The sequence below is a fragment of the Paenibacillus sp. sgz302115 genome (assembly GCF_056120445.1).
On the sequence record NZ_JBVYOK010000031.1, the window covers coordinates 1 to 23,548 of the forward strand.

Genomic DNA, 23,548 nt, shown 5'->3' on the forward strand with positions numbered 1-23,548 from the left:
TCCATTTGATATTTCCCGCTATTCCCTTGATCCTTTTCGTTTAACATGAGACACCGCACTTTCCTACAAAATTACCTATATTATACCAAATCAAATGAATGCGGTGTCGTATTGAAATATTGGGTTTCTCAACAGTCTGAGTAATTCCACACTAGATCATTTCGATTTCACCTGACAGCACACTGTTAATGCTTCCTGTGCCGTCCTCTAGCAGCAATCCGCCATTGTCATCCATTCCCACTGCCATGGCCTCGCTACGCCCCTCAGGGGTATTGAAGCTAACCTTGCGGCCAAGCGTGACCGACATCGACTCCCAGAGCTTCCGGATCGGCTTAAACCCTTGCTCTATGTAAAGATTGTACAAAAACTCCAGCTCGGTCAGCACCGCAGCCGTAAGCTCAGAACGGTCAACAGGAATTCCGCCGCCTTCAATCAGCAGCGAAGTGCCAATTCCCTGCAAATCTTCGGGATAATCCGCTTCCGTTAAGTTCACCGCAATTCCGATTCCGGCGATGCAATAATGAAGTCCGCCTTCCCGAAGCGAGGATTCCAGCAGGATGCCGCAAATTTTGCGTCCTCCGGCCAGCAGATCATTGGGCCACTTGATCCCTGCCTGCACACCTGTTACTTCACGAATGGCCGTGCAGACAGCCACTCCTGCCAGCAGCGTAAGCTGCGGAGTCAGGGACAGCGGAAGCTTGGGACGCAGCACCACGCTCATCCAGATCCCCTTGCCGCGCGGCGAATGCCATTTCCGGCCCATCCGCCCCCGGCCTCCGATTTGTTCTTCAGCCAGTACAGCGGTGCCCTCAGGCGCGCCGTTTTCGGCAAGCTTTTTGGCTTCCTCCTGCGTGGACACTACCGTCTCCAGCAAATGTACGCTCTCCAGCCAGCCGGAAGTAAAAGTATCCCGGCTCAGCACTCCCTGCGGCCGCATCTCATTGCTCTTCATTTAGAATCATCCTTTTTGCTTCCAGAAGCAATAATTGATTGTCGTTAGGGATATCTCCTGCAGCCACGGCATGCAGCAGCCGCTGCAGCAGCCCGCCGAGCCAAGGCCCTGGGCGTTGCCCCAGGACCTTGGCCAGCTCGCCACCCGTCACCGACATCTCCGCCAGGCTGTGGAGCGGCATCCCTGCGGTCCAGGACCGCAGGATGGCGATTGGCGGCGCGGCAGATGCGCCGCGCTCCGGCGCAAGGGCCGCAGGCGGCTCCGCATCGCCTGCAGCAGTGGACGCGGCTCCTACCGCCGCCGCGTTTGGCCGCTGCGCGGCAGTAGCGCCGCGCTCCGGCGCAACGCCCGCTGCGGCGGCCTGCGGCAGCGCCGCAAGCACCGTCAGCCACCCTTCGGCGGCTGACGTGCCACAGGCAAGCACGGCGGCGATCCAGCGCCGCCGCAGCGCCTCAGTGCCGCCTTCCCCCGGCGGCACCTCTACAAGCGCCGCGTCCCACGCTTCGCGGACGCGCAGCACCCCGGCGACGGCGCTGCGCGTCGCCCCAGGGAACGTCCATGCCCGCAGCAGCTCGTCGGCCTCTGTGGCCGACCGCTTCAGGGCATGGAGCAGGAACGCCCACCGCAGGTGGGCGTCCTGCAGTTCCCCGATCCCGGCCGTCAGGGCGGCTGCTGCCGCCATGTCGCTGCCGGTCCAGGGGAACGGCGCTTTACCGCGCGGCAGCAGTCCGCTGCGCGCAAGCAATCCGAGGCCACGCAGCGGATGCGGGCCGAGGACGATGCGTTCGAGCTCTGCGCGAACGCGTTCTACAGCAATATGCGCCAGCTTGTCCCGCTGGCGCATAAGTCCCCGCCAAGTATTCTTGGCGATGGCGAAGTCCAGTACAGAAGCGAAGCGGACACAGCGCAGCATCCGCAGCGCATCTTCGTTAAAGCGCTCCTCCGCATCGCCCACACAGCGGATCAGCTTCTGACTTAGATCCTTCTCCCCGCCGAACGGATCAACCAGAACCCCATCCAGCGCAGAGCACATCGCATTGATCGTGAAATCGCGGCGGCGCAGATCCTCTTTTACATCCTTCACAAAATCAACATGCTCCGGACGGCGGTGGTCTGCATAACCGCTCTCCGTCCGGTACGTCGTCACTTCAAAGCTCCAGCTATCCTGTAGCACTGTAATTGTGCCATGTGCAAGACCCGTCGGTACACAACGCGGGAAGATAGACAATACCTCTTCAGGAAGCGCCGAGGTCGTCAGATCCATATCATGCACCGGCCGGCCCAGCAGCTCATCCCGGATGCAGCCGCCGACAAAGAAGGCTTCATGTCCGTGTTCAAGAAGGCCTGCGAGCACTTTCCCCGCCGCTTCAGCCATCCCGGCAGGCGCCATTGTCCAATCCATCAAGCGAGCACTCCTTACTTCTGGATCATATCCAGTCCGCGCACCTTGCGCCCAAGCACACGGTAATATATATCCTCATATTGATTCGTAATCATATCTCTGCTGAAATCATTGCAGGACCGCTCCAGGCATGCAGCTCTGAACTGCTCCACCATTTGGTCATCGGACAACAGCTTAATAGCGTACTTCGCCATTGCAGCCGTATCACCTATCGGAGCCAGAAACCCGGTCTTGCCATGCTGAACCAGCTCCGGAATGCCCCCGGCCTGCGAGCCGATTGTCGGCACACCGCACGCCATCGCTTCCAGCGCCACGAGGCCAAAGCTCTCCTTCTCCGAAGGAAGCAGCAGCAGGTCAGCCAGAGAGATCACCTGTGCGATTTCATCCTGCTTGCCGAGAAAACGGACCTTGTCCTCAATACCCATCTCACAAATCTTGGCCTGAATCTTGGGCAGATCCGGCCCTTCACCGACGAGCAGCAGCCTTGACGGCAGCTCCTGGTTCACCAGCGCAAAAGTATCCACCACATCCGCTACCCGTTTGACCGGCCGGAAGTTGCTGATATGCATCAGAATTTTCTCATCCGGGGAAGCAAAATCCCCCCGCAGCTCCGTCACATCACGCGGATAGTACACACGCTTGTCGACAAAATTATAGGTCAGGTCGATGTCACGGGTAATATCGAGCACTTGGCGAGTCTCCTTGATCAGATCCCGCGAGACTGCCGTAACTGCATCGCTCTCATTAATGCCAAGCCGGATCAGATCCTTGAGCGATTCATCCTGGCCCAGCACCGTAATATCGGTTCCATGCAGTGTCGTAACCACCTTTATATCATTTCCAAGCATCTGCTTGGCAAGAAAGGCGCAGACCGCATGCGGAACCGCATAATGAACATGAAGCAGGTCGAGGCCTTCCATTTTAGCGACTTGAGCCATCTTGGTGGCCAGCGCCAGATCATAAGGAGGGTAACGGAAGACATAATAATCGTTAACCTCGACCTCATGATAAAATATATTCTTCTGAAACGTTCCGAGCCGGAATGGGATACTGTGTGTAATAAAATGAACCTCGTGGCCCTTCTCAGCCAGAAGCTTGCCCAGTTCAGTCGCCACAACACCCGATCCGCCAAGAGACGGATAACAGGTGATGCCAATTTTTAACCGGTCCATCGTTCCGTCCCCTTCGTATGACATATGATTATTACTTCATGTAATAATATGAATTTATTATAGCCGTTCATTCCGATTTTACAAACAAATCCACCGGATACGGAATCTTACTGGCGAACCCCTCGGCATAAGGAATAAGTCTCCGCTGTCCCAGCAGCATATCCCTTGAGCGGACGCGCTCAATGTAGCCTTCATTTAACGGAGTGGAGACTACATCCTCCCCCGGAGCTTTCTCAAATTGGGAACGGTAACAGGACAGCGCCTGCTCCTTGAGGCCGTATTGCTCGGTTACATCCACAATAAGATCGGTACGCCCCAGATCATTAATGAAATAGAAATACAGCTGCGGCGCAGGCACAGCAGGCTTGTCCGGCATATACTTGCGCAGCTTGGCATTAAAGACCGCCTCTTCCACCAGCTTGCTGCAGGCGATATGATCCGGGTGCCGGTCTTCCCAATAAGGAGCAAAAACAATATCCGGAGCAAACCGGCGGATTTCCAAAGTCACCGCAGCCAGATGCTCTTCTGTCATGTACAGGCCACGGTCGGGAAGCCCCAGGTTAGTGCGTATGGAAGCACCCAGCAGCTCAGCCGCCTGCTGCGCTTCGATTTTGCGGCGCTCTACCGTTCCGTTCGATGACATCTCCGCAGCGGTCAAATCACATAAGCCTACCTTCAATCCTGCGGCGGTATGCTTGGCGATGGTTCCCGCCATGCCGATTTCAGCATCGTCGGCATGTGCTCCGAATACCAGGATGTCCAGCTTCATTCATCCACACCCGGCTTGTACTTATGTACCAGCTCACGCCAGGCGAAATCGCCCCGGTCAATCGCTTTAACCAGAATTTCCGCAGTGGCGATATTCGTCGCTACGGGAATACCGTATACATCGCATAGGCGAAGGAGTGCTGTAATATCCGGCTCATGCGGCTGCGCCATCAGCGGATCGCGCAGGAAAATAATCAAATCCAGCTCGTCTGTCGCCACCAAAGAGCCGATCTGCTGGTCCCCGCCCAGCGGACCCGACATATAGCGGTGAATGGACAGCTTGGTTGCTTCCATAATACGCTGACCGGTAGTTCCGGTAGAATATAATTCATGCCCGACAAATACATGCTCATATGCCGTTACGAAATTAACCATTTCATCTTTTTTACGGTCATGCGCGATAAATGCGATCTTTAACATGATGTACTCTCTCCCGTCTATTCTATAAAATGCTCGAAGCCATAGATCAATCCGGTGTAGCCCATTACCTTCTGGACACCTAGTTTGACCCCAGGCATGTAACCTGCCCGTTCATAAGAATCATGGCGTATTTTGAGCGACTGCCCATAACCGCCGAAAACCACTTCCTCTTGCGCAAAAACTCCGGGAAGACGGACGCTGTGAATACGGAACCCGTTATAGTAGGCCCCACGCGCACCCTCAATCACCTCTTCTTCCTTAGGATTGCCCTGACGCAGCTCCTGCCGGGCTTCGGAAATCATCTCGGCTGTTTTGATCGCAGTCCCCGATGGGGCATCCAGCTTCTGGTCTCCATGATACTCTATAATTTCCAGATGAGGGAAGTATTTCGCCGCCTGCGCTGCGAATTTCATCATCAGAATAGCACCAATAGAGAAGTTGGGGGCAATAAGTCCTCCAATCCCCTTTTCCTGGCATTGCTTGTCCAGCTCGGCGATCTGCTCGGGAGTGAATCCGGTAGTGCCGATAACCGGGCGCACACCATATTTTATCGCCAGTGCAGTATTGGTATAGGCCGACTGCGGAGTTGTAAAATCAACAAGCACCTCTCCACCGCTTTCTGCCAGGGCAGCTTCCAAATCTGCGGTAACTTCGACTCCGCTCTCCTCAAGCCCCACCAAACGGCCGGCATCACTGCCGCTATTTGAACGGTCAATCGCTGCCGCCAGCTCCAGCGCATCATCCTGCAGCACCAGCTTAACAACCTCTTTGCCCATCCTGCCTCCTGCACCGGACACAATAACTCTGATCTTGTCGCTCACCCTTATTCCTCCTCGCTTTCACTGGTTCAAAATTATTGGATATATTTCTGCAACGATTTCTGAAGGTCCTTCATGAGCTGCTGCAGTCCGGAATCATCCGGGTGCAGAGCTATAACTTCTTTTAATGCGGCAATCGCCTGCACATGCTCATTCATCCTGCTGTGGGCAATTGCAAGCCATACATAAGCGTCCCCGTACAAAGGATCGAGTGCTATCGCTTCTTTAAGCAGCGTAACCGGATGATAGGGGTTGCTTGCTCCCGTAATTTCATCCTCCAGATGACGTTTAGCCTCTCTCACAAGCTGCAGCGCTTGCAAGTGATGAAGATGCAGCCGATACTCCGGCTTTCCTCCATCGAGCTTCAGCGCAGCCCCCGCATGCTCCAGGGCTCTCTCCAGCATGCCGCTGCGGGCATACGTTATAGAGCAGCGGTATCTCACCTCGGCATCGTCCGGCTTGGCCGCAATCGCAGCTTCGAACAATGTGATCGCCCCTTCGAAATCGCTTTGTAAAATAGAGCGGTATGCCGCTTTGACGTAATCGTTATGATTCATATACTCACCATCCTCACGGCTAAATCCCGGTCGTTTGGTACAGCATATGTTGTAGAAGCCTATTCGGTGTTTTTCAGTGTCCAGCGCCCGGCATCACGCGTGTTGAACTTATGCATCACCTTATTGTGCGCTTCGGTCAGATCAATCCCCAGCGAATTGGCAAAACAAATCGTGATGAACAGGATATCCCCCAGCTCCAGCTCAATGGAGTTATCCGCTTCATCCGCTTTTTTCGGCTTCTCGCCAAATTGATGATTGACTTCCCGGGCAAGCTCGCCTACCTCCTCTGACATCCGGGCCAGCATGGACAGCGGGCTGAAGTAACCTTCTTTGAACTGTGAGATATAGGCATCGACCTCACGCTGCAAATCAGCAAGACTTTTATCCATAAATTTCTTTCTTCGCCCCCTGTATGTTCTTGCCTTCTGTTTGCCCCTATGTTATCGTAAAGACGTTTTGAAGACAAATCTTTTTTAAATATACATAACAAAGATATACTTGAATTATTACATTCTGCCCCATTTTCAGGGCTATGCGAGGGATTACATGAATTCATCATCCAAAATTGTCTCTATAGGTAAAACGGTAGCACCCATTCTGCTGGGAGCTGCAGTATACGCTTTCGGGCTGCTGTACTTTATTGTACCCAACCAGCTTATGGAGGGCGGCGTAACCGGGATTACGATCCTGCTTAACTATGCCTTTCGCATACCGATCTTCTTAACCACACTGCTGCTCAACCTGCCGCTGTTCCTGCTGGGCTGGAAGGTGCTGGGTGCGCGGCAAATTGCATACACCGGTGTAGGAATCGGCGCGTTGTCCTTTTTCCTCTGGCTGTTCGAAAGAATGATCAACGCCGGGTGGATTGTTACGTTCGGCACAGAACGTGACTTTATCCTTGCTTCATTATATGCAGGTGTTACGCTGGGCCTGGGTCTGGGTATTGTCTTCCGCTTCGGGGGCACTACAGGCGGCGTAGATATCGTAGCAAGAATTCTTAGCCGCAAATTCGGGTGGAGCATGGGACAGATTATACTTGCGGTCGACGTTATCATTATCGGCACTTCCCTGCTGTATATTCCCCGTGAAAAAATACTGTACACACTCGTTGCGGTCTTTATCTCTTCACGAGTCATTGATTTCATTCAGGAAGGTGCGTATGCTGCCAAAGCCTTCACGATCATCAGTGATCATGCTCCAAAAATCGCCGATCTCATTACAGCGGAGATGGACCGCGGAGTAACCCTGATTCCCGCCATCGGCGCGTATTCCAAACAGGCGAAGCATATGGTATATTGCGTGGTTTCCAGACAGGAGATCCGCCGGCTCAGCCAGCTTGTCAAATCGGTCGATCCTACGGCGTTCGTCATTATCAGCGATGTTCACGATGTGCATGGAGAAGGATTCCGGGAGACCTGATCATCACTGACTACCTAACCTGCTACACAAAAAGACTGCCTCACTTGCAGAATATCCACAGGTGAGACAGTCTTCTTTATTTGCGAGGCTGAATTAACGGCACTTCTGCCGTTATTCCCGGCTTTAGGCCAGGCTGCGGCTAAATTAACAGCATTTTTACCGTTATTTTCGACCCCAGGCCCAGCTATGGCTGAATTAACGGCATTTCTGCCGTTATTCACAGCTCCAGGCAGGCTGCGGCCGAATTAACGGCACTTCTGCCGTTATTCCCGGCTTCATACCGGCTTCCATTCCTCATTCTCCCCCCGGTATTTCCGGTAGGCAACGTAGATCAGCGAGGCTATGATGAATCCTCCAGCCAGCAGGCCCCAAACACTATACCCCTGCGGGGCAAGCGGTAGTGTCAATGCCGGTTCGTTCCGCTCTTTGCCGAACAGCACCCGGGCCGCGTCCTGGCCGTAGGAGATAATCTCCAGCAGTCTGGCACGCTGTACAGGCTGCGATGAGGAAGGAATACCTGCTGCATAGGACAGCCAGGAATCAAAGGCGTTCACACTCTCCGGTGTGCGGGAAATGATCACAGCGGGCCGGATATTGTCATATCTGCCCTGCAACCGTTCAAGGGCTGTCTGCCAGCCCTTGAGGTCGTTCGCCGCAGCACTTTGCTCCATATCGTTCAGATCCTCCCGGATCAGCTTGTAATATTGCAGCCACATCGGCTGGCGCGGATGGTTCAGACTGTTGACGGCAAGCCGGAGTCTCGCGGCAGCGGCTTCCCATTTTTGCGGGGAGATCTGCGCTGCGGCCAGCGTTCCTTTCAGATCTATAATGACCGAGGACAATGCGTTCACCCCTTCTACAGAGGTCAGCCCTTCAAAGGATGAGGAGATAAAGATCTGTGAAATCTTCCCGCTCTCCTCCCTAGCCTTGACCACATCGCCTTCCTCCACATATCCATACAAGGCTTCAGCCGACTCTTCCAGCTTCTGCGCAGCATTCTTGGCGGTAAGCGGCGGTGCAACACTGCCCGCAGTACTTCCTGCATGCAGAGACACCCCGTTGCCGGAATCCTGTGCGGCTGCCTCAGCTTCCGCATGAACACTTCCTGCACTCATGCCGGCCAGCAGCCAGCACAGCACCCAACCTGTCAGTACAACATACCTTCTGCGTGGCATGAGACATCCCCCCTACCCTAAATGTATGGCAGGAGGACAAGAGTTAGAACAGCCTGTCAGTGCCGGCTCCGGGACTTGTCCAGGGAAGACCTTCCCCCAAACAGCCAGGCTAGGGCGGCGCTGAAGAAGGTAAGCCCAATAGTGGCATATTGCACACTTGTCACATCATCCTCCAGAACGGAGGGGAGCCAAGGATACACTCCTTCAGAATAATCCACCATATCATTGGCAAAGGCCCAGAGCAGCGCCAGGGGCAGCATTCTGCGGAAGGAGAAGAAGCGGGCGTAGATCAGCGCTTCAACCGCCATTCCGGTATGCGAAATTACCAGCATCCAGTCCTTCCAGCCTAATACATTTCCCTGATAGCCCCCGGCAAAAATAATGCCGACCGCCCAAATCCCATATTTCACCGACGTGACAACCGCCAGCGCTTCAATCAGCTCACGGATGAGCGTTCCTTTTAGCCCTTTAGGCGGATAGAGCAGCAGCAGCAGAGCAAGCGTAAAGAACAGGCTTGCCGTCGGGCTGTCCGGGACAAAGGGGAGCAGCCAGGCTGGATAATTTTTTGCCGTAAATTCCAATTGATTGGCATACCATATGTACCCGTAAATCGTACCGAGAAAATTCACAATAAAGAGCAGCCACATGACTCCCCGGTGCTTGAACAGCTTGTCGAACCATTGAAACGGCATATACAATCTTTACCTCCCGAATGTGGCAGCATAGTATGAATGCATACAAAAACCCGACCGCAAATACGATCAGGCTAGTGCGTCATCATTATTTTACTGTTCGCTTTTTTGTTTGGCAAGCCAGCCCGCCAGGCTGTCGATATCCTGCTCACTCAGACCTGCCGACATCGCGGTCTCTGCCATCGGCGGCATCTGGCCCCGGCCGTTTTTGACAATCGTGAGAATTGCTTCCTTATCCAGTCTATCTCCTACTCCCCGAAGCGATGGCCCTCCGGCACCTTTCAGATCCACTGCGTGACAGGTCACACAGGTGGCCTGCTTGAACAGCGCCATTGCCGGATCATCCTTGTCCACGATGGCAACCTCCTTGGCCTTCACCGCACTTGTGGTAGGCAAGCCCTTGGCTTTGTTCTCGGCCGCCTTCTCCTCACGCTGCACATCTTCAGGAATCTGTCCCGTTTCAGCCATTTCGTGCTTGTATTCCGTCCAGGCGGTGTTGGTCAAATAGATAATCGCGGCCAGGGAGAGGAACATCAGCGAGGAAGCAATCGGACGGCGGTAGAAGCGGCGCTCACGCCCTGTATCAAGGAACGGAGCCAGCAGCAGCGAACCGAAGGCCACCCCGGTAACGCCCAGCGTTCCCAGTACAATATAGTCGCCTGATGCATAGGGCAGCTTCAAGTATTGATAGAGAAACAAGAAATACCAGTCCGGAATCGGAATAACGGTAGCACTGGCATTCGCGGGAAACCCGAGCGGAGCCGGCTCAGAAATCGTCAGCACCAGTATGCCCACCAGTACCACGACACCGACCATCCACTCCTTGAGCAGAAAGTTGGGAATAAAAGCTTCCGATTTGCCGGGATATGCTGTATAGTCCGGAGGCGTGATGAAACCATTGCCCCTGCGGACCCGGGAATCTCCCACATATACAACCTTTTCTTTGGATTTATCGCCGTGAGCCATTGCATTTCCTCCTTTGCTGTGGACCAAGCCTACAACGGACCCGAGATACCCTGTCTGCGGATCATGATAAAGTGTCCGACGAGCAGAATAAGCAGGACCGCCGGGAGGAAGAATACATGGAGTGCAAAAAAGCGGGTCAGCGTTTCCGCACCGACGATGTTGCCGCCCTGCATCAGCTCCTTCAGCACCGGCCCCATGACCGGTACGGAATTGGCAATCTCAAGCGTAACCTTGGTGGCAAAATAGGCCTTGTTGTCCCAGGGAAGCAAGTAGCCGGTAAGCCCCAGGCCCAGCATCACGAAAAAAATCAGCATCCCGACCACCCAGTTCATCTCGCGCGGTGCCTTGTAGGAGCCGGTGAAGAATACGCGCATCGTGTGCAGAAACATCATCACTATCACCAGGCTGGCCCCCCAGTGGTGCATCCCGCGCACAATCTGCCCAAAGGCAACCTTAGTCTGCAAATATTCCACACTGGCATACGCATTTATAATATCAGGCACATAATACATGGTCAGGAACATGCCCGACAGGATCTGAATGACCGTAATGAAAAAAGTTAGCCCGCCAAAGCAGTACACAAATGCCGAGAAGTGATGGGCCGGATTGACATGCTCGGGAACCTCGTGGTCTGCCACATCTCTCCAGATCGGCGTAATATCCAGACGTTCATCAACCCAGTTGTAGATATTTTTAAACATCAGATCTACGCCTCCTTATTAACCTCGGAATTGGGGACGATCTCGCCCAGGTAGACCCATTCTCCGTCAATCTTGATCTTGTACTGGTCAAGGGGTTTGGGGGCTACAGCGAGATTTTTACCCAGCTTGGTGTACCTCGCTCCATGGCAGGGGCAGTGATATTCATCCGGGTACGCCTTATCATTGTTCCAGCCCACCGTACAGCCCAAATGCTTGCAGACCGGCGAGAGTGCATAAATTTCTCCGTTCTCATCCTTACGTATCCACGCGGTCAGGGTAGCTGTACTGGCATACCAGCCGTCCTGCTGCGCCAGCTCAAAGGTAAATTCCTGCGGAACATCGGTGATTTTGGCCGTCTCGGCAACCTTAATGAATTCTCCCGCACCTTTCTTATGTAATACCGGATCTACGGCAAAACGGATCATGGGCAGAAGGGCTCCCGCTCCCATGAAAGCGGTTGCACCACCAAGCGTATACGTCAAGAACTGTCTGCGTGACATTTCTTTTCGGCTGGGAGGTCCTTGCGGAATCGGCTCATGCTCCTCATTATGGCTGCTCATACGGTGTGTAACCCCCTTTTCAATAATGGAGAAGGCACCTGCAGATTAGATAGTAATACATATTCTGTAAATCAACTGTTTTCAATGACAATAGTCACACGACATAAGTTCAACCTAATCATAGCCCAGGCTCCATACCCCGTCAAGAATATTGTCTAAATTGTGACAGGCGTATTTTTGCCTTTTTCAATAAATTGTTGATTTTCCGTCACATTTAACTCATCTTCCCCGCTGCCACATCGCTTGTATTTTCTCACTGACATAGCTGCTTATTGAAGGAGCTTGAGAGGCCTGAATATCAGTCAGGGAAAGGAGTAAATCGCTTTCATCAATCCCCATTCCCGATAAGGAAACATCCGCCGTCAGCACAATCACATACTGGAAGGTTTTGGATTTGACTTTTTGGCAAATCTCGTTGACTACCTCGGCCGAATTAGCTTCTATGTACTGCACTGCCGGATAGGTTACGATGCGGCCCTGGAATGGTTTTTCAATCAGCTCAAGAAAATCCCGCAGCCGCTCCAGCGCCGCCGTCACCTCGGCAGGGCTTTCTGTACCGCTCAGACCCGTTAACGGAAGCAGACAAGTATCATAAAATCTGCCGTTTTCTGTCCAGCTATCTGTAGTGAAATCACTGAATTTCATAATAACTCCCCCTTAATCGAAACGGTCTCCCGTCTACCCATCGTACCCTTATTATTATCAGTTAAGCTTCAGCTATTATAAGGGACAGGCGGCGTTACAGACAATGGATGGACGTGAGCTATTCTTTGTACATATGAGAGCGGCCACAAAAAAAGAAATGCGCCAGGCGCATTTCCCTTTAGTTTATGCCAAACTTTTCAGTTCTTCAGTCAAATTGCGGAACGCCGCCTTATCACCGGCAGCCAGCGCCGTGTCGATCTCCCGGTACAAGATGTCGGTACGGCGCTTTCGAAGCGCTTCATCCCACACCATTTCTGCCATAAGTCCTAGCATCACTTCATAGGTAGCCTTCATTTTGTCCATTCGATACACCTCCGCTGTCTAGATAATTCCATATTCCTGTGCTTTTTTCACATAACTCGCGCTTGTGCGTGACATCCTCAGCAGATCCTGTTCATTCAATTCACGGACCACCTTAGCCGGTGAACCAAGGGAAAGGGTATAGGGCGGTATGATTTTGTTTTCGGTTACAATTGATCCGGCTCCTATTAAAGCATATTCACCAATCTCTGCTCCGTTCAACACAATCGCACCCATTCCGATTAATGTGCCTTTGCCTATCCTGCACCCGTGGATAATCGCTGAATGGCCGACCGAAATATCATCAGCCAGCACCAGCGGCAGACCTTCCGCCACATGGCCTACGGCTCCGTCTTGGATATTGCAGCGCTCCCCGATAATGACCGGGGCAAGATCTCCCCGCAGCACTGCATTGAACCAAATGCTGGAGTGACGGCCCACTCTTACATCTCCTACCAGCTTCGCCCCTTCGGCTTCGAATACAGATTCGTCAATCTGCGGTATGTAGTTCCCATAAGCTATCCGCATCCTTCTCCCCCTTACCTAAGCTGCTTCGGAATAGCTGCCTCCGCTCCCCAAGGAGTGATCATGACTGCGGGACCCTCAGAGGTCTCGCCTAACCGCAGCATCCCAAGATGCAGCATCATCCGCAGTATGCGCTGTTCCAGAATCGAAGCGGCATCATCGTAATAAAACGGCTTAATCAGCCAGCCGATTCCCGCAAGCAATGAGGAAACAGTGACCCACTTCCCCGCGCTTACGCTAATCCAGTATACGAGTGATGAGAGATTGGGAACAGCGCCTTTATACAGTTTTAACCAAAAGGAATATAACTGCATCAGCCTTTCCGCATTCCCCTCAGACACCTGCTTCTCACCCGCCACGGTAAGCTTTAAGCGAAAGCCCTCTTCCGAGGTCCAGCGGCGGTGACGGGCATAATCAACCATAAGGGCCAGCCTGGGCGGATAATGCTCACACGCTCTGCCATAGCCGAATCTCCAGCCGCCTTTGCCAAGAAGGGGTTCAGGAATCTGGAGGGCGTTCATAATCCCCTGCTGATATCTTTTATACATCGCGCCTTCCTGGTTCAGCTCCGGCTCATTTTCCTTGACATAGCGCAGCAGCAGCAGCAGATCGCCGGCCAGCATATCCCCCTCGGCCCGGTATATTGCAGGCTCGGCGCTTAAGGGAATACGTTCTTTGAGATATTCGCCCATTTCTTCACGGAAGCGCTTCTTCAGATCCTGGGGCACTTGGAACAAATACCTGTTTTGCTGAGAAGCTCCGCTGAAGAGCCAACCGCCGTTTTTGAACCGGCTGATCATTTCACGGTAGCCCCCATGTTTGCCGGGTACGGCATCAAACGAAGCAAGCCTCGCAGCAGCAAGCAAATCTTCAAGACTGTAATGGCTGCGCTCATCGAACAGCAATGTGTTCAGAAACCGCAGCTCCTCGGGGGCGCATTCACGGATATGCGATTCCATGAAATCCCGGCTTCCCAGTGTGATCAATATACTTTGAATCAAATCATGTTTAGAATTTCGTTTGCAATCACACTGGTAGTGTCCCGCTATGGCGGTAAGCTGACCAATGTCCGCGTAAGTGAGCATATCCGCCAGATTCATCTTTTATCGCCTCGCCGTTTTACTACCATTATGGGAAATACAGCCCTTTTTATTCCTTATTTCTCAAAAAAAAATAACCCGAAGGGTCGGGTTAATGCTGATTTTGCAGGATATGCCGAGTACAATTGTACAGCAGCGGATTCCAGTCCTGATCTTTTTTCTCCAAAATGGTAAGTGAGAGGTTGCCCAAACGCTCTGAAAATTTATCCTTATACAATGCAATGTATAGCTGTGCCAAAAACCCGCCATGCGATATGACGAGAATATTCTTCTCCGGGTGACGCGCCGCAATCTCTTCCATAAAATCCAAGGCACGTGCCTGCAGTTGTTCATCCGTCTCTTGTCCGAGCGGCAGCCTGTTCCAATCCTTGCCCCATTTCTCTTCGCGCTGCGCTGCTGTCATTCCCTCAACCTGGCCATAGGCACGCTCACGGATGCGGACATCCGGCTCAAGAAGTGGAATACCGAGCTTACCGGCAATAATCCGGCCTGTCTCTGCTGCGCGGGAAAGACTGCTGGTAATGCAATAGTCCCAATGGTAAGGCTCCTGCAGAAGCCGGTCCCCCAGCATGTCAGCCTGCCTGCGGCCTTCGTCATTTAGCGGAATGTCGCTTTGCCCCTGTATTCTTCCCTCCACATTCCAATCCGTCAGCCCATGGCGTATTAAGCCGATCAGCATCGCCTATCACCCAGCCCTTTCTTTTATGTTTGCTTACTAATGTAACACGAATGAAAACAAATGTCTTCATTTTGAAGATTAATCATGTATATTCATTCAGTCTCCGCGCAAAAAGGAAAAACAAAAAAAGCCCGCTTTACCCTAAAGTAAAGTGAGCTTCCTAATGTCTGCGGTAACGGTTCAGTCTGAACAGTAAAAATATCGACAGCCCTACTCCCAGCATGGACAGCATCATCCAATATTGCGGGTGGGTTGGCCCCATGCTTACAACGAGCGGCTCAATAATGCCGCCTCCCGCCTCTGAAGCTGGATAAGAGGACGACCAGTCCAAAGACATACCGGCTACACCCGTGTCCACAATTCCGCTCTGGGCTGAAGTGGTGTTGTCAGGTGTTCTGAACATTGTGAAATAAAGAAAGCTGGATATAAAAACCGCCAAGAAGCAGGCGATCCAAAGGCTCAGCCGACGGCGGAAAACGGTAGAATTCCCAGGAGACTTACCATCCCCCGGCAACAGCCAAGGGCTTTCCAGGTAAATCCGCTCCATCACCCGAAGATTGACTGCCTCCGCACGTTCTTCGCTGACTTCAATCTTTGTTGCTTGCATCAGCTCGCTGCTCTCCTGCCAGAGCGCCCACTCAGCGCTGCAGTAAGGACAGCCCGCAATATGCCTTTCCAGTTCAATCCGCCTCGGGTCGGTGGGGGGAGCGTCCCACAGAAGCGGAAAGGAATCCTGCGCTTCCCTGCAATTCATTGGCCTTACACCCTCTCAGCCTGCTCTTCTGCCTCAGGCTCATAAAAGTAGGATTCGAGCTGGAGCTTCACACTGCTCCTGGCACGGAACAATAGTGACTTCACGGAGCTTACACTCTGATCCAAAATCACAGCAATTTCCTGGTAATCCATCTGGTCATACTCCCTCAGAATAAGCGCCGAGCGCTGCTTCTCCGGCAGGTTATTGATCGCCTCACGAACCAGATTCATCCGTTCTTTACGCAGCGCGGCCTGCTCTGGAGCCACCTCGGACGGGGCTACAGGCGTATACCCGCTCTCTTCCAGAGACACGTTGCCGGCACGGTTCTTGCGCAGCTCGCTAAGCACCGTATTCCGGGCGATTGTGTACAGCCACGTCGAGAAGGACGCGTCCACCTCCCGGAAGGAATGAAGGCTGCGGAAGGCCTTATAGAAGGTCTCCGAGCACAGATCCTCGGCAAGCAGCTCCAAATGGGAATTCTTGAGCATATGATAGACAAAAGCCAGTATTTTACGTTGGTAACGCCGCATTAATTCTGAATATATTTCTGTATTTCCTTGCTTGATTAGCTGGATCAACTGGGAATCCGTCATGGTGAGATCGGCCCTCCTCGCCCTTGCACGTTTAATCCCGTCCGGTCCATACTTCGTTATACCGGGCAGGGCTCAAAAAGTTGCGGTACTATTCCAAATTCGCAGCATTTTAACGCAGATACTTCCTATGTATATTCAGGCACCCGAAAAATAAGGCATGCATATCCACTGATTTCCACGCAACAGATCATCGGGTCATTTATGTATGTACCTGCTGGAAGTCTATAAACATACTAAGCTAGTATAACATATATTCCAACTGGATGACATTAGTAGACTTGAGCCGTCAGGAATAGCGTTCTAAGCCCCGGATTGAGGTCGAAAAACAAACAAAAATTATCCAATTTACTTTTGAATAAAGTGTTGACAAAATGTAAACGGATACATATAATAAAAGTACAGTATGGTTTCTCTCCACTCCTATCCAAAAACTACACAGTTCCAAGAAATTGTGGACTGTAACCGCTTATTATGTAAGCGGTCTTTTTTTTGTCCATTTTTGGTTCGAATTTTCAGGACTTTGTCTATAACTGAGCCCCGCGATTAAGCGAACGGCGGCCCGCCCAGATGTACAATACAGAGGTTACGGCCACAATAAGAATGAACGGAATTACATCCAGCCGGGGAGACAAGGCCGTTCCTCTTGGATACATGGCATAGTAAGCCGTCGTAGACGGAAACCAGGCGCCGATGGAAGCGTGGAGTCCGGTAAGCACAATGTTGGCGATAACAATCGAGGCTGTTAAAATCAAGGAGGAAACAAACGACTTCAAGCGCATGGATACCCACAATTGCAGCGCTGCAAACGGGAGTATGGCCAGCCAGCCCCCAGCCGTACCTGTCAGCAATTCGGCAAAGTCCAAATCATTCCCCAATCGCAGCAGCCCTCCGGCAATCAGATATGTTCCGGTAAACAGCAGTTGAATCCAACCCAGCAGCAGCATCAGGGTTCCCAGTTTGGCGAAGTAGAGGCGGGAACGGCGGACAGGCAGACAATACAGCTGCTTCCAGCCTCCGTTCATATGCTCATAACGGCAGAGAAAGGACGCGAGCACCCCCGTATACAGCGGATATAAAAACAAGCCGTGAAAGCTGGCCATATGCAGATAAAGGGTTTTCCAGCCGCGTACATAAAAGCCTACAAAATTTTCTGAATTTAAACTGTTAACTCCGAGCATCACCGTACCTAGCGCACCGATGAGGAACAGGATGACGATCACAGGATACTGCAGCTTCATCCGTTCGGCTTTCATCAAGCTTCCCATAATTACACCTCTTTTAATTAGAATTGTTTATTTTTGAAATGCATTGCTCCGGCGGTAAGCAGTACTGCTCCCAGACCCACGCTGATGGCAATCCACATCCCGGCACCCGGCATAAACGGGCTGGACAGCGTCGGATAGGCCCATGGCCACAGCCGGGCCCACACCGCCCCGCTGTCCCGGGCGATGAAGAGGCCGGAAACTGCCCCCAGGAAGCCGATGGAGAGCGGAATAGACAGGTTGGCGAATTGGACGGACAGCCACATCTGCAGCCCCAGCACTGCTGCAGAAGCAAGGAAGCTGTACATGATCTGTTTGATCAGAAATTGGAATGGCAGCGGCTCTGAGGTATAGCAAATCCATAGCAGAACCATGTCGGCAATAATCAGCAGCGCGGTGCAGAGCAGCAGAATCAGAACCCAGAGCGCCTTGGCCCAGTACAGAAAAGGGCGGGCAACGGGAAGGGTCAAGAGCTGCTTCCAGCTATTGGATTCTTGCTCCACACCGATAAGCATACCGGTGAACAGCGCGGTATTCAGCAGCATTACGAACCCCAGAAACATATACATCACATTAAAAGCGCTGTATACCCCTCCCGGGCCCTTCCTGAAATAGAGGTACCATTCCAGGGCCATGAATGCGATGAACAGCAAGGAGCTGATAACCGGCAGCAAGCGGGCCGCCGGTTTGAGCTTCATTCCTTCCGCCCGCAAAGCCCGCCAAATCATAAGCTTCCTCCTTTTCCTGTCAGCTCCAGAAACAGCTCTTCCAGCGACTTGCCGGTTTCCTGCACATTTTTAATCCCGTAAGGACCCAGCAGCTTGAACAATTCCGTCTGTGGCACATTGCCCTCCTCCGCTGCTATCGACAGCATATTGCCTTCCCGCTCCACGTTGAATCCTTGCAGCCCGGGCGAGCGGAGCGCTTCCTCCGGCGACTCCAATTCAAACCGCAGCACCTTTCGGCTGCGCCGCTCCAGCAATTCCAAGGCTCCCTGATAGACGAGCCTGCCGCTGCTGATAATGCCGATCTCGTCGGCAATCGAATCCACCTCGCTCAGCAAATGACTGGATAACATAATTGTCATTCCCTGCTCATGGGCCAGCTCCAGCATCAGATGGCGGATTTCCTGGATGCCTGCCGGATCGAGGCCGTTGGTCGGCTCATCCAGGATCAGCAGCCGTGGACTCCGCAGCAACGCGGCTGCTATGCCTAGCCGCTGCTTCATGCCAAGCGAATATCCGCTCACTTTCCGGTTCGCGCTTGATGTCAGCCGAACAATCTCCAGCACTTCGCCGATACGCCGGTCGGGTAGCTCCAGCATTGTGCTCAGTATTTTTAAATTTTTGTAGCCTGTCAGATGCCCGTAATAGGACGGATTCTCCACCAGTGAGCCGACCTTGCGCAGAATGTCCAGACTGCGGCCCGGCATCTCTTGTCCAAAAATGCGGATCGTTCCGGCATCGGCGCGGAGCAGCCCCAGAAGCATTTTGATTGTCGTCGTTTTCCCCGCGCCGTTCGGCCCGAGAAAACCGTATATTTTTCCTTCGGGAACCTCCAGGTTCACCTCATTAACTGATACCTGCTCGCCGAAGCGGCGGGTCAGCCCTTCTGTCTCCACTATAAGCTCTGGCATATCCTGTCACCCCATATCTTTGATATGGAGATAATATTAGCCGCCGGAAGTAGCAGCCAGGTAAAGAAAAGTAAAAAATAAGTAAAAAAACAGGCCGGCACCACAACAAGGGGGCCAGGCCTGCTTTTTTGCCAAATCTGAAAAATGTGCCGCAATGATTACAAAGCTATATTGATGCGGCCGCCAGCCGGATTCAAGAGGAAAAGTAAAGAGTGATTTGCGTCCCATGCTGCGGCTTGCTGTGTACAGTCATTCTGCCGCCATGCCGTGTTACAAAATCTTTGGCCAGCGCCATGCCCAGACCGGAGCCGGTTAGCCTGGCCTGTGCCGACAGCACGTTATCTTCCACCGCATTCAGCCGCTCCAGCGCCGCCGCCCCGATTCCTGTCCCGTTGTCGCGGATCTCGACCGTCAGCCCGTCCCGTTCCCGGTGAAGTTCCGTTTCAATATGGCAGCCTGCGGGATTGTGAACCACGGCATTCCACAGCAAATTGTGCAGCGCCCGCCGGATCAGGCGGCTGTCGATCTCCATCTGCTGCTCGAAACCAGCGTCAAATGCAAAGGTATGGCGCGCGGACAACGGATGCTCGGCAATATCGGCAACGATCTGCCTGATAAATCCAGCCATCTCCACAGGCTCCCGCTTGAGCGGAACCTCGGAGCTGTCCAGTTGATAGGAAGCGTTCATATCTTCAATAAGCTGCTCTGCCTGGATTGCTTTTTGTTCCATCAGTGCGCCGAACTGTATGATTTCATCGGTCGACCACGCATATTGATCGGCAGCCGCCAGCATGGAGCCGTACCCGCGAATATAAGCCAGCGGGGTTTTCAGATCATGCCGCACGCCGGCGATCCAGTTTTTGCGGTTCTCGTCCAGCTCACGCCGTTCGTGCTCCGTGCGCTGCAGCGCACGGGTCAATGTGGACAGCTGCCCGATAATTTCCTTAAAGAGCGAATACGGCAGCGCGATGCGGTTTCCGGGAACAGGGCGGCCGCACCAGCCGCTCCGTAAAGGTTCCTCATATTGACCCTGCGCCAGCCGCTTCAGCCAGGTCAGCATATAAAATACCGGCTTCGTCAAACTCCACAAATAAAGGACAACCGCAGCCAGGCTCAGGATCAGGAAGCTCCAGATTTGATAATGCCACATTGCGAGCCCTTTCAGCCACGGAATGATTTCCCGTGCAAAAGCAAATATGATAAACAGCACGAGCCAGGCCGATACCACGCCTAGAACCAGTGCCAGCAAAAAAAGCAGCAGCCGCAGGACAACACGAAGAACCCCTTTCATACCGGATTCGCCGGCAAGGGGTTTGGAATGAATTTGTACCCCAGTCCCCGGAAATTAACGATGTAGCGGGGCTGCTTCGGGTCCTGTTCTATTTTATTGCGGATCTTGGAAATATAAATAACAACCGTCTTATCATCGCCAAGCTGCATCTGGTCCCAGACCTGCTCATAGAGCTGCGCCGCCGTAAACAGCCGGTTCGGATGCTCGGCAAAAAACAGCAGCAGCGCAAACTCCTTGGCCGTGCAGCGGAGCTGCTGGCCGCGCACCATCAGCCCGCCGGTATCCTTGTTGATTTCAAAATCGGCAAAAGCGTAACAGGAGGATGGAGCCTCCTGCAGGTACAGCCTCCTTCTGGCAAGCTGCGCCTTAATCCGCGCCACCACCTCCAGGGAGTTAAAAGGCTTCGTTATGTAATCGTCACCGCCCATTGCAAACCCGGTCAGCTTGTCGTAATCCGCAGTGCGGGAAGTCAGAAACAGGATAGGGGCATTCGTTTTTTGGCGCAGCTCCAGGCACAGCTCGAACCCGTTGCAGTCCGGGAGCATAACATCGAGCAAAATAATATCCGGCTCCCGGCTCTCCAGCAAGCTCAGCGCCGTTGCGCCGGTAGAAGCGGTGCGGACCGCCGAATAGCCTTCCCGGGCCAGCAAAAGCTCCAGCATCCCGGCAATTCCGGCTTCATCTTCTATAATCAATATCTCGTCGTTCATCGCCTGTTTTCCTCCTTTTGCCATCCTATTATACCGCAAAATGGAGTTTCTGCTAGACGAGGCGGTTGTGAGGGGTATGAAAAAACCGGGGCTCTCGCCCCGGCGTTATACATAAACGGTATAATCGTTGTTCTGCAGAAGAATCTTGGCCCGCTCCATATCGTTCTCCTGACGGAAGGACAGGCGCATAATGCCCGGAACATCCTCGCGGCTCTCAATAATCTGCACGTTGCTAAGATTGATGCCCTGATCCCCAAGCTCTGTTGCGATACGCCCAATGATCCCCGGATGATCGGGAACATCAATATGCAAATCGAACAGCGGTGTGATCATCCCCTTGCGCCGCTCCGGCAACTGGCTGCGGAAATCATTCGCCTCATGGAATGCAGCCTCAATACCTTCGCCATCGGCTTCTTCCAGCATTTGGACAAACGAAGAAACCTCTTCATTCCAATCCTTGAGCAGACGAAGCATAACCGGGCGGTTGTTCAGCAGGATATCGCGCCAGATAATCGGATCGCTGGAGGCAATCCGCGTAATATCACGGAAACCGCCGGCAGCCAGCGTACTGTACAATGAGTCCGTATCGTCATAGGCCCGGATCTGATTGACCAGAGCCACAGCAATGATATGCGGCAAATGGCTAATTGCTCCGACAATCTCATCGTGGCGGTCCGGCTGCAGCCGGACGATCTGAGCTTTGGTATGTAGAAGCAAAGCTTCAAGTGCCTGATAAGCCTCCTCCGGCACTCCTGGCGGGGGTGTCAGCACATAATAAGCATTCTCGAACAGCAGCGAAGAGGCGGCTTCCACACCAGAGCGCTCGGAGCCGGCCATCGGATGGCCGCCGATGAAATGCACCCCCGGCAGATCCAGGGTCACCGCGCAAGCGGCAATCGTGGCCTTCGTGCTGCCAACATCCGTAATAATGCAGCCGGGCTTCAGCGGCAGCTTGCTCAGGCGTTGCAAATAGTCCTCCAGCATGCCGACAGGCACACATAAAAAAATGAAATCGGCGTCCAGCGCCGCTTCCTCAATAGAAAGTGTGGCCTGATCGACCACACCTCTGCTGACGTATTTTATTGCCGATTCAGGACGGTGGGCATGGCCTACAACAGTCAGGCCCTCCTTGCCTTTGAAGCAAAGGGCCAGTGAGCCTCCGATCAGACCGACACCGAAAATTGCTATTTTTGTCGTCATGTTCTTTGAACTACCTGCCTTCTATGGATTCGTCTTGTGGGCTGCCCCTCAGGCCTGTACTCCCTGTTCCTGAAGCACCTGCTCCAGAGCAGCGATAAATGCCTTATTCTGCTCCGTAGATCCGACAGTGACACGAATATAGGTCGGGTACAACTGATGTCCCGCTCTGACAATAATCCCCTGACGCAGCAAGGCATCAAAAACCTCAACAGCCGGCTTCCGCACATCCACCATAATGAAATTGCCATGTGCCGGGAAAGAAGCCAGGCCCAGACGCTTGAATTCATTCTGAAGCTGCACGATGCCCGCACTGTTCAGGCGGCGGCATTCCTGCACATACTCCTGGTCTGCCAGCGCAGCCAAGGCGCCAACCTGCGCCAAGCGTGTAGTATTGAACGGTTCACGAACCTTGTTGATCAAGGAAATAATCTCCGGACTTGCCACGCCATAGCCGATGCGCAGTGCAGCGAGACCATAGATCTTGGAGAATGTCCGCAGTACGACCAGATTTGGATAAGCATCCAGCAGCTTGATGCCATTCGAATAGGAAGGATCAGTTACATACTCGGAATAAGCCTCATCCAGAACAACCATCACTCCGGCAGGAACAGCGCTCAGGAATTTGATCAGCGCCTCCTCGGGTACAATGGTTCCGGTTGGATTATTGGGATTGCAGATCCAGATTACTTTGGTGCGGTCGGTAACCCGGGCCAGCATAGCGTCCAGATCATGCGTACCCTCTGCAAGCGGCACTTCAATGGAGACTGCACCTTCAATTTCGGCATTGCTTTTATATACGGAAAAGGTCTGATCCGCCATTATGGTCTCATCTCCCGGCAGGAAGAAAGCACGGGCAATCAAGGCAATGACCTCATCGGAGCCGCAGCCAAAAATAATGTTGTCGCTCTGCACTCCAAGGTGAGCGGCCACTGCCGCCGTCAATTCGGCAGCCGAACCGTCCGGGTACAGATACAGATTGTCGAGCTCCGCTACGATGGCGGCTCTTGCACTCGGTGAAGACCCATATGGGTTCTCGTTGGAGGCCAGCTTAATGACTTCGTCTAAGCCAAGCTCCTTCTTGACCTCCTCGATAGGTTTCCCAGGCTTGTATACAGGGAGGTTAACGATATTCGGTTTCGGATTCATGAACGGTCCTCACTCTCCATAAATATTAGAACTGCTTCAGTCCTG

The 23,548-nt window shown here is 53.0% G+C and carries 29 protein-coding genes; 1 reads left to right on the top strand and 28 read right to left on the bottom strand.

Going from position 1 to position 23,548, the window contains the following annotated elements; genetic code table 11:
• Positions 1–151: 151 nt before the first annotated feature.
• From AC0LWN_RS29930 to AC0LWN_RS29965, 8 genes are all read right to left on the bottom strand, one after another.
• Positions 152–952 carry a biotin--[acetyl-CoA-carboxylase] ligase gene (locus tag AC0LWN_RS29930; RefSeq protein WP_474671835.1) on the bottom strand — a complete coding sequence of 267 codons (801 nt, stop codon included), beginning with the start codon at positions 950–952 and terminating at the stop codon, positions 152–154.
• Complete coding sequence (locus AC0LWN_RS29935) at positions 939–2,354, bottom strand: CCA tRNA nucleotidyltransferase (protein ID WP_474671837.1); 1,416 nt, start codon at positions 2,352–2,354, stop codon at positions 939–941. Before AC0LWN_RS29935 ends, AC0LWN_RS29930 begins: the two co-directional genes overlap by 14 nt.
• Positions 2,355–2,368: 14 nt before the next feature.
• Positions 2,369–3,526 (bottom strand): N-acetyl-alpha-D-glucosaminyl L-malate synthase BshA, encoded by a 1,158-nt coding sequence (gene bshA, locus AC0LWN_RS29940; RefSeq protein ID WP_474671839.1) that lies wholly within the window; start codon positions 3,524–3,526, stop codon positions 2,369–2,371.
• A gap of 67 nt (positions 3,527–3,593) precedes the next feature.
• Entirely contained in the window at positions 3,594–4,295 is a 702-nt protein-coding gene (gene bshB1 / locus AC0LWN_RS29945) for a bacillithiol biosynthesis deacetylase BshB1 (protein WP_458966643.1), read from the bottom strand.
• On the bottom strand, positions 4,292–4,714 hold the full coding sequence (gene mgsA / locus AC0LWN_RS29950; protein WP_458966642.1) for a methylglyoxal synthase: 423 nt from the start codon (positions 4,712–4,714) through the stop codon (positions 4,292–4,294). The genes bshB1 and mgsA overlap by 4 nt, the downstream gene beginning before the upstream one ends.
• 17 nt (positions 4,715–4,731) lie before the next feature.
• Complete coding sequence (gene dapB, locus AC0LWN_RS29955) at positions 4,732–5,535, bottom strand: 4-hydroxy-tetrahydrodipicolinate reductase (RefSeq protein WP_474671841.1); 804 nt, start codon at positions 5,533–5,535, stop codon at positions 4,732–4,734.
• A gap of 32 nt (positions 5,536–5,567) precedes the next feature.
• On the bottom strand, positions 5,568–6,089 hold the full coding sequence (locus tag AC0LWN_RS29960; protein WP_474671843.1) for a tetratricopeptide repeat protein: 522 nt from the start codon (positions 6,087–6,089) through the stop codon (positions 5,568–5,570).
• A 59-nt stretch (positions 6,090–6,148) separates the two neighbouring features.
• Entirely contained in the window at positions 6,149–6,478 is a 330-nt protein-coding gene (locus AC0LWN_RS29965) for a nucleotide pyrophosphohydrolase (protein ID WP_474671845.1), read from the bottom strand.
• 157 nt (positions 6,479–6,635) lie between these two features.
• On the opposite strand from AC0LWN_RS29965, the gene AC0LWN_RS29970 reads away from it, so the two are divergent.
• Entirely contained in the window at positions 6,636–7,508 is an 873-nt protein-coding gene (locus AC0LWN_RS29970; RefSeq protein WP_474671847.1) for a YitT family protein, read from the top strand.
• A 275-nt stretch (positions 7,509–7,783) separates the two neighbouring features.
• Here AC0LWN_RS29970 and AC0LWN_RS29975 read toward each other — a convergent pair whose 3' ends face one another.
• From AC0LWN_RS29975 to hisC, 20 genes are all read right to left on the bottom strand, one after another.
• Positions 7,784–8,683, bottom strand: coding sequence for a sporulation protein YpjB (locus AC0LWN_RS29975; RefSeq protein WP_474671849.1), 900 nt, complete (start codon positions 8,681–8,683; stop codon positions 7,784–7,786).
• Between the two features lie 56 nt (positions 8,684–8,739).
• Positions 8,740–9,375 carry a DUF1405 domain-containing protein gene (locus tag AC0LWN_RS29980; protein ID WP_474671851.1) on the bottom strand — a complete coding sequence of 212 codons (636 nt, stop codon included), beginning with the start codon at positions 9,373–9,375 and terminating at the stop codon, positions 8,740–8,742.
• A gap of 93 nt (positions 9,376–9,468) precedes the next feature.
• Positions 9,469–10,341: a c-type cytochrome gene (locus AC0LWN_RS29985; RefSeq protein ID WP_474671853.1), complete on the bottom strand. Its 873-nt coding sequence runs from the start codon at positions 10,339–10,341 to the stop codon at positions 9,469–9,471.
• Between the two features lie 29 nt (positions 10,342–10,370).
• Positions 10,371–11,042, bottom strand: a complete 672-nt coding sequence (gene qcrB, locus AC0LWN_RS29990; protein WP_474671855.1) for a menaquinol-cytochrome c reductase cytochrome b subunit — start codon at positions 11,040–11,042, stop codon at positions 10,371–10,373.
• A gap of 5 nt (positions 11,043–11,047) precedes the next feature.
• Positions 11,048–11,602, bottom strand: coding sequence for a Rieske (2Fe-2S) protein (locus AC0LWN_RS29995; RefSeq protein WP_474671857.1), 555 nt, complete (start codon positions 11,600–11,602; stop codon positions 11,048–11,050).
• A gap of 219 nt (positions 11,603–11,821) precedes the next feature.
• Positions 11,822–12,247, bottom strand: a complete 426-nt coding sequence (locus tag AC0LWN_RS30000) for a DUF2487 family protein (RefSeq protein ID WP_474671859.1) — start codon at positions 12,245–12,247, stop codon at positions 11,822–11,824.
• A 183-nt stretch (positions 12,248–12,430) separates the two neighbouring features.
• On the bottom strand, positions 12,431–12,610 hold the full coding sequence (locus AC0LWN_RS30005; protein ID WP_019910001.1) for an IDEAL domain-containing protein: 180 nt from the start codon (positions 12,608–12,610) through the stop codon (positions 12,431–12,433).
• Positions 12,611–12,628: 18 nt separating this feature from the next.
• On the bottom strand, positions 12,629–13,135 hold the full coding sequence (locus tag AC0LWN_RS30010; protein ID WP_474671861.1) for a gamma carbonic anhydrase family protein: 507 nt from the start codon (positions 13,133–13,135) through the stop codon (positions 12,629–12,631).
• Positions 13,136–13,146: 11 nt separating this feature from the next.
• A complete protein-coding gene (locus AC0LWN_RS30015; protein ID WP_474671863.1) occupies positions 13,147–14,232 on the bottom strand; it encodes a hypothetical protein in 1,086 nt (361 codons plus the stop codon).
• Positions 14,233–14,323: 91 nt separating this feature from the next.
• Positions 14,324–14,911, bottom strand: a complete 588-nt coding sequence (locus AC0LWN_RS30020) for a histidine phosphatase family protein (protein ID WP_474671865.1) — start codon at positions 14,909–14,911, stop codon at positions 14,324–14,326.
• 160 nt (positions 14,912–15,071) lie between these two features.
• Positions 15,072–15,665 (bottom strand): anti-sigma factor family protein, encoded by a 594-nt coding sequence (locus tag AC0LWN_RS30025; RefSeq protein ID WP_474671867.1) that lies wholly within the window; start codon positions 15,663–15,665, stop codon positions 15,072–15,074.
• Between the two features lie 5 nt (positions 15,666–15,670).
• Entirely contained in the window at positions 15,671–16,258 is a 588-nt protein-coding gene (locus AC0LWN_RS30030; RefSeq protein ID WP_458964292.1) for an RNA polymerase sigma factor, read from the bottom strand.
• A gap of 524 nt (positions 16,259–16,782) precedes the next feature.
• Complete coding sequence (locus AC0LWN_RS30035; RefSeq protein WP_474671869.1) at positions 16,783–17,523, bottom strand: ABC transporter permease; 741 nt, start codon at positions 17,521–17,523, stop codon at positions 16,783–16,785.
• A gap of 17 nt (positions 17,524–17,540) precedes the next feature.
• Complete coding sequence (locus AC0LWN_RS30040; protein WP_474671871.1) at positions 17,541–18,248, bottom strand: ABC transporter permease; 708 nt, start codon at positions 18,246–18,248, stop codon at positions 17,541–17,543.
• Positions 18,245–19,156 carry an ABC transporter ATP-binding protein gene (locus tag AC0LWN_RS30045; RefSeq protein ID WP_474671873.1) on the bottom strand — a complete coding sequence of 304 codons (912 nt, stop codon included), beginning with the start codon at positions 19,154–19,156 and terminating at the stop codon, positions 18,245–18,247. Before AC0LWN_RS30045 ends, AC0LWN_RS30040 begins: the two co-directional genes overlap by 4 nt.
• A 36-nt stretch (positions 19,157–19,192) precedes the next feature.
• A complete protein-coding gene (locus tag AC0LWN_RS30050) occupies positions 19,193–19,384 on the bottom strand; it encodes a hypothetical protein (protein ID WP_474671944.1) in 192 nt (63 codons plus the stop codon).
• Positions 19,350–20,447, bottom strand: coding sequence for a sensor histidine kinase (locus tag AC0LWN_RS30055; RefSeq protein WP_474671875.1), 1,098 nt, complete (start codon positions 20,445–20,447; stop codon positions 19,350–19,352). The genes AC0LWN_RS30050 and AC0LWN_RS30055 overlap by 35 nt, the downstream gene beginning before the upstream one ends.
• On the bottom strand, positions 20,444–21,157 hold the full coding sequence (locus tag AC0LWN_RS30060) for a response regulator transcription factor (RefSeq protein ID WP_474671877.1): 714 nt from the start codon (positions 21,155–21,157) through the stop codon (positions 20,444–20,446). The genes AC0LWN_RS30055 and AC0LWN_RS30060 overlap by 4 nt, the downstream gene beginning before the upstream one ends.
• 105 nt (positions 21,158–21,262) lie before the next feature.
• Positions 21,263–22,357 (bottom strand): prephenate dehydrogenase, encoded by a 1,095-nt coding sequence (locus tag AC0LWN_RS30065; RefSeq protein WP_474671879.1) that lies wholly within the window; start codon positions 22,355–22,357, stop codon positions 21,263–21,265.
• A gap of 48 nt (positions 22,358–22,405) precedes the next feature.
• Positions 22,406–23,503: a histidinol-phosphate transaminase gene (gene hisC, locus AC0LWN_RS30070; protein ID WP_474671881.1), complete on the bottom strand. Its 1,098-nt coding sequence runs from the start codon at positions 23,501–23,503 to the stop codon at positions 22,406–22,408.
• Positions 23,504–23,548 lie beyond the last annotated feature (45 nt).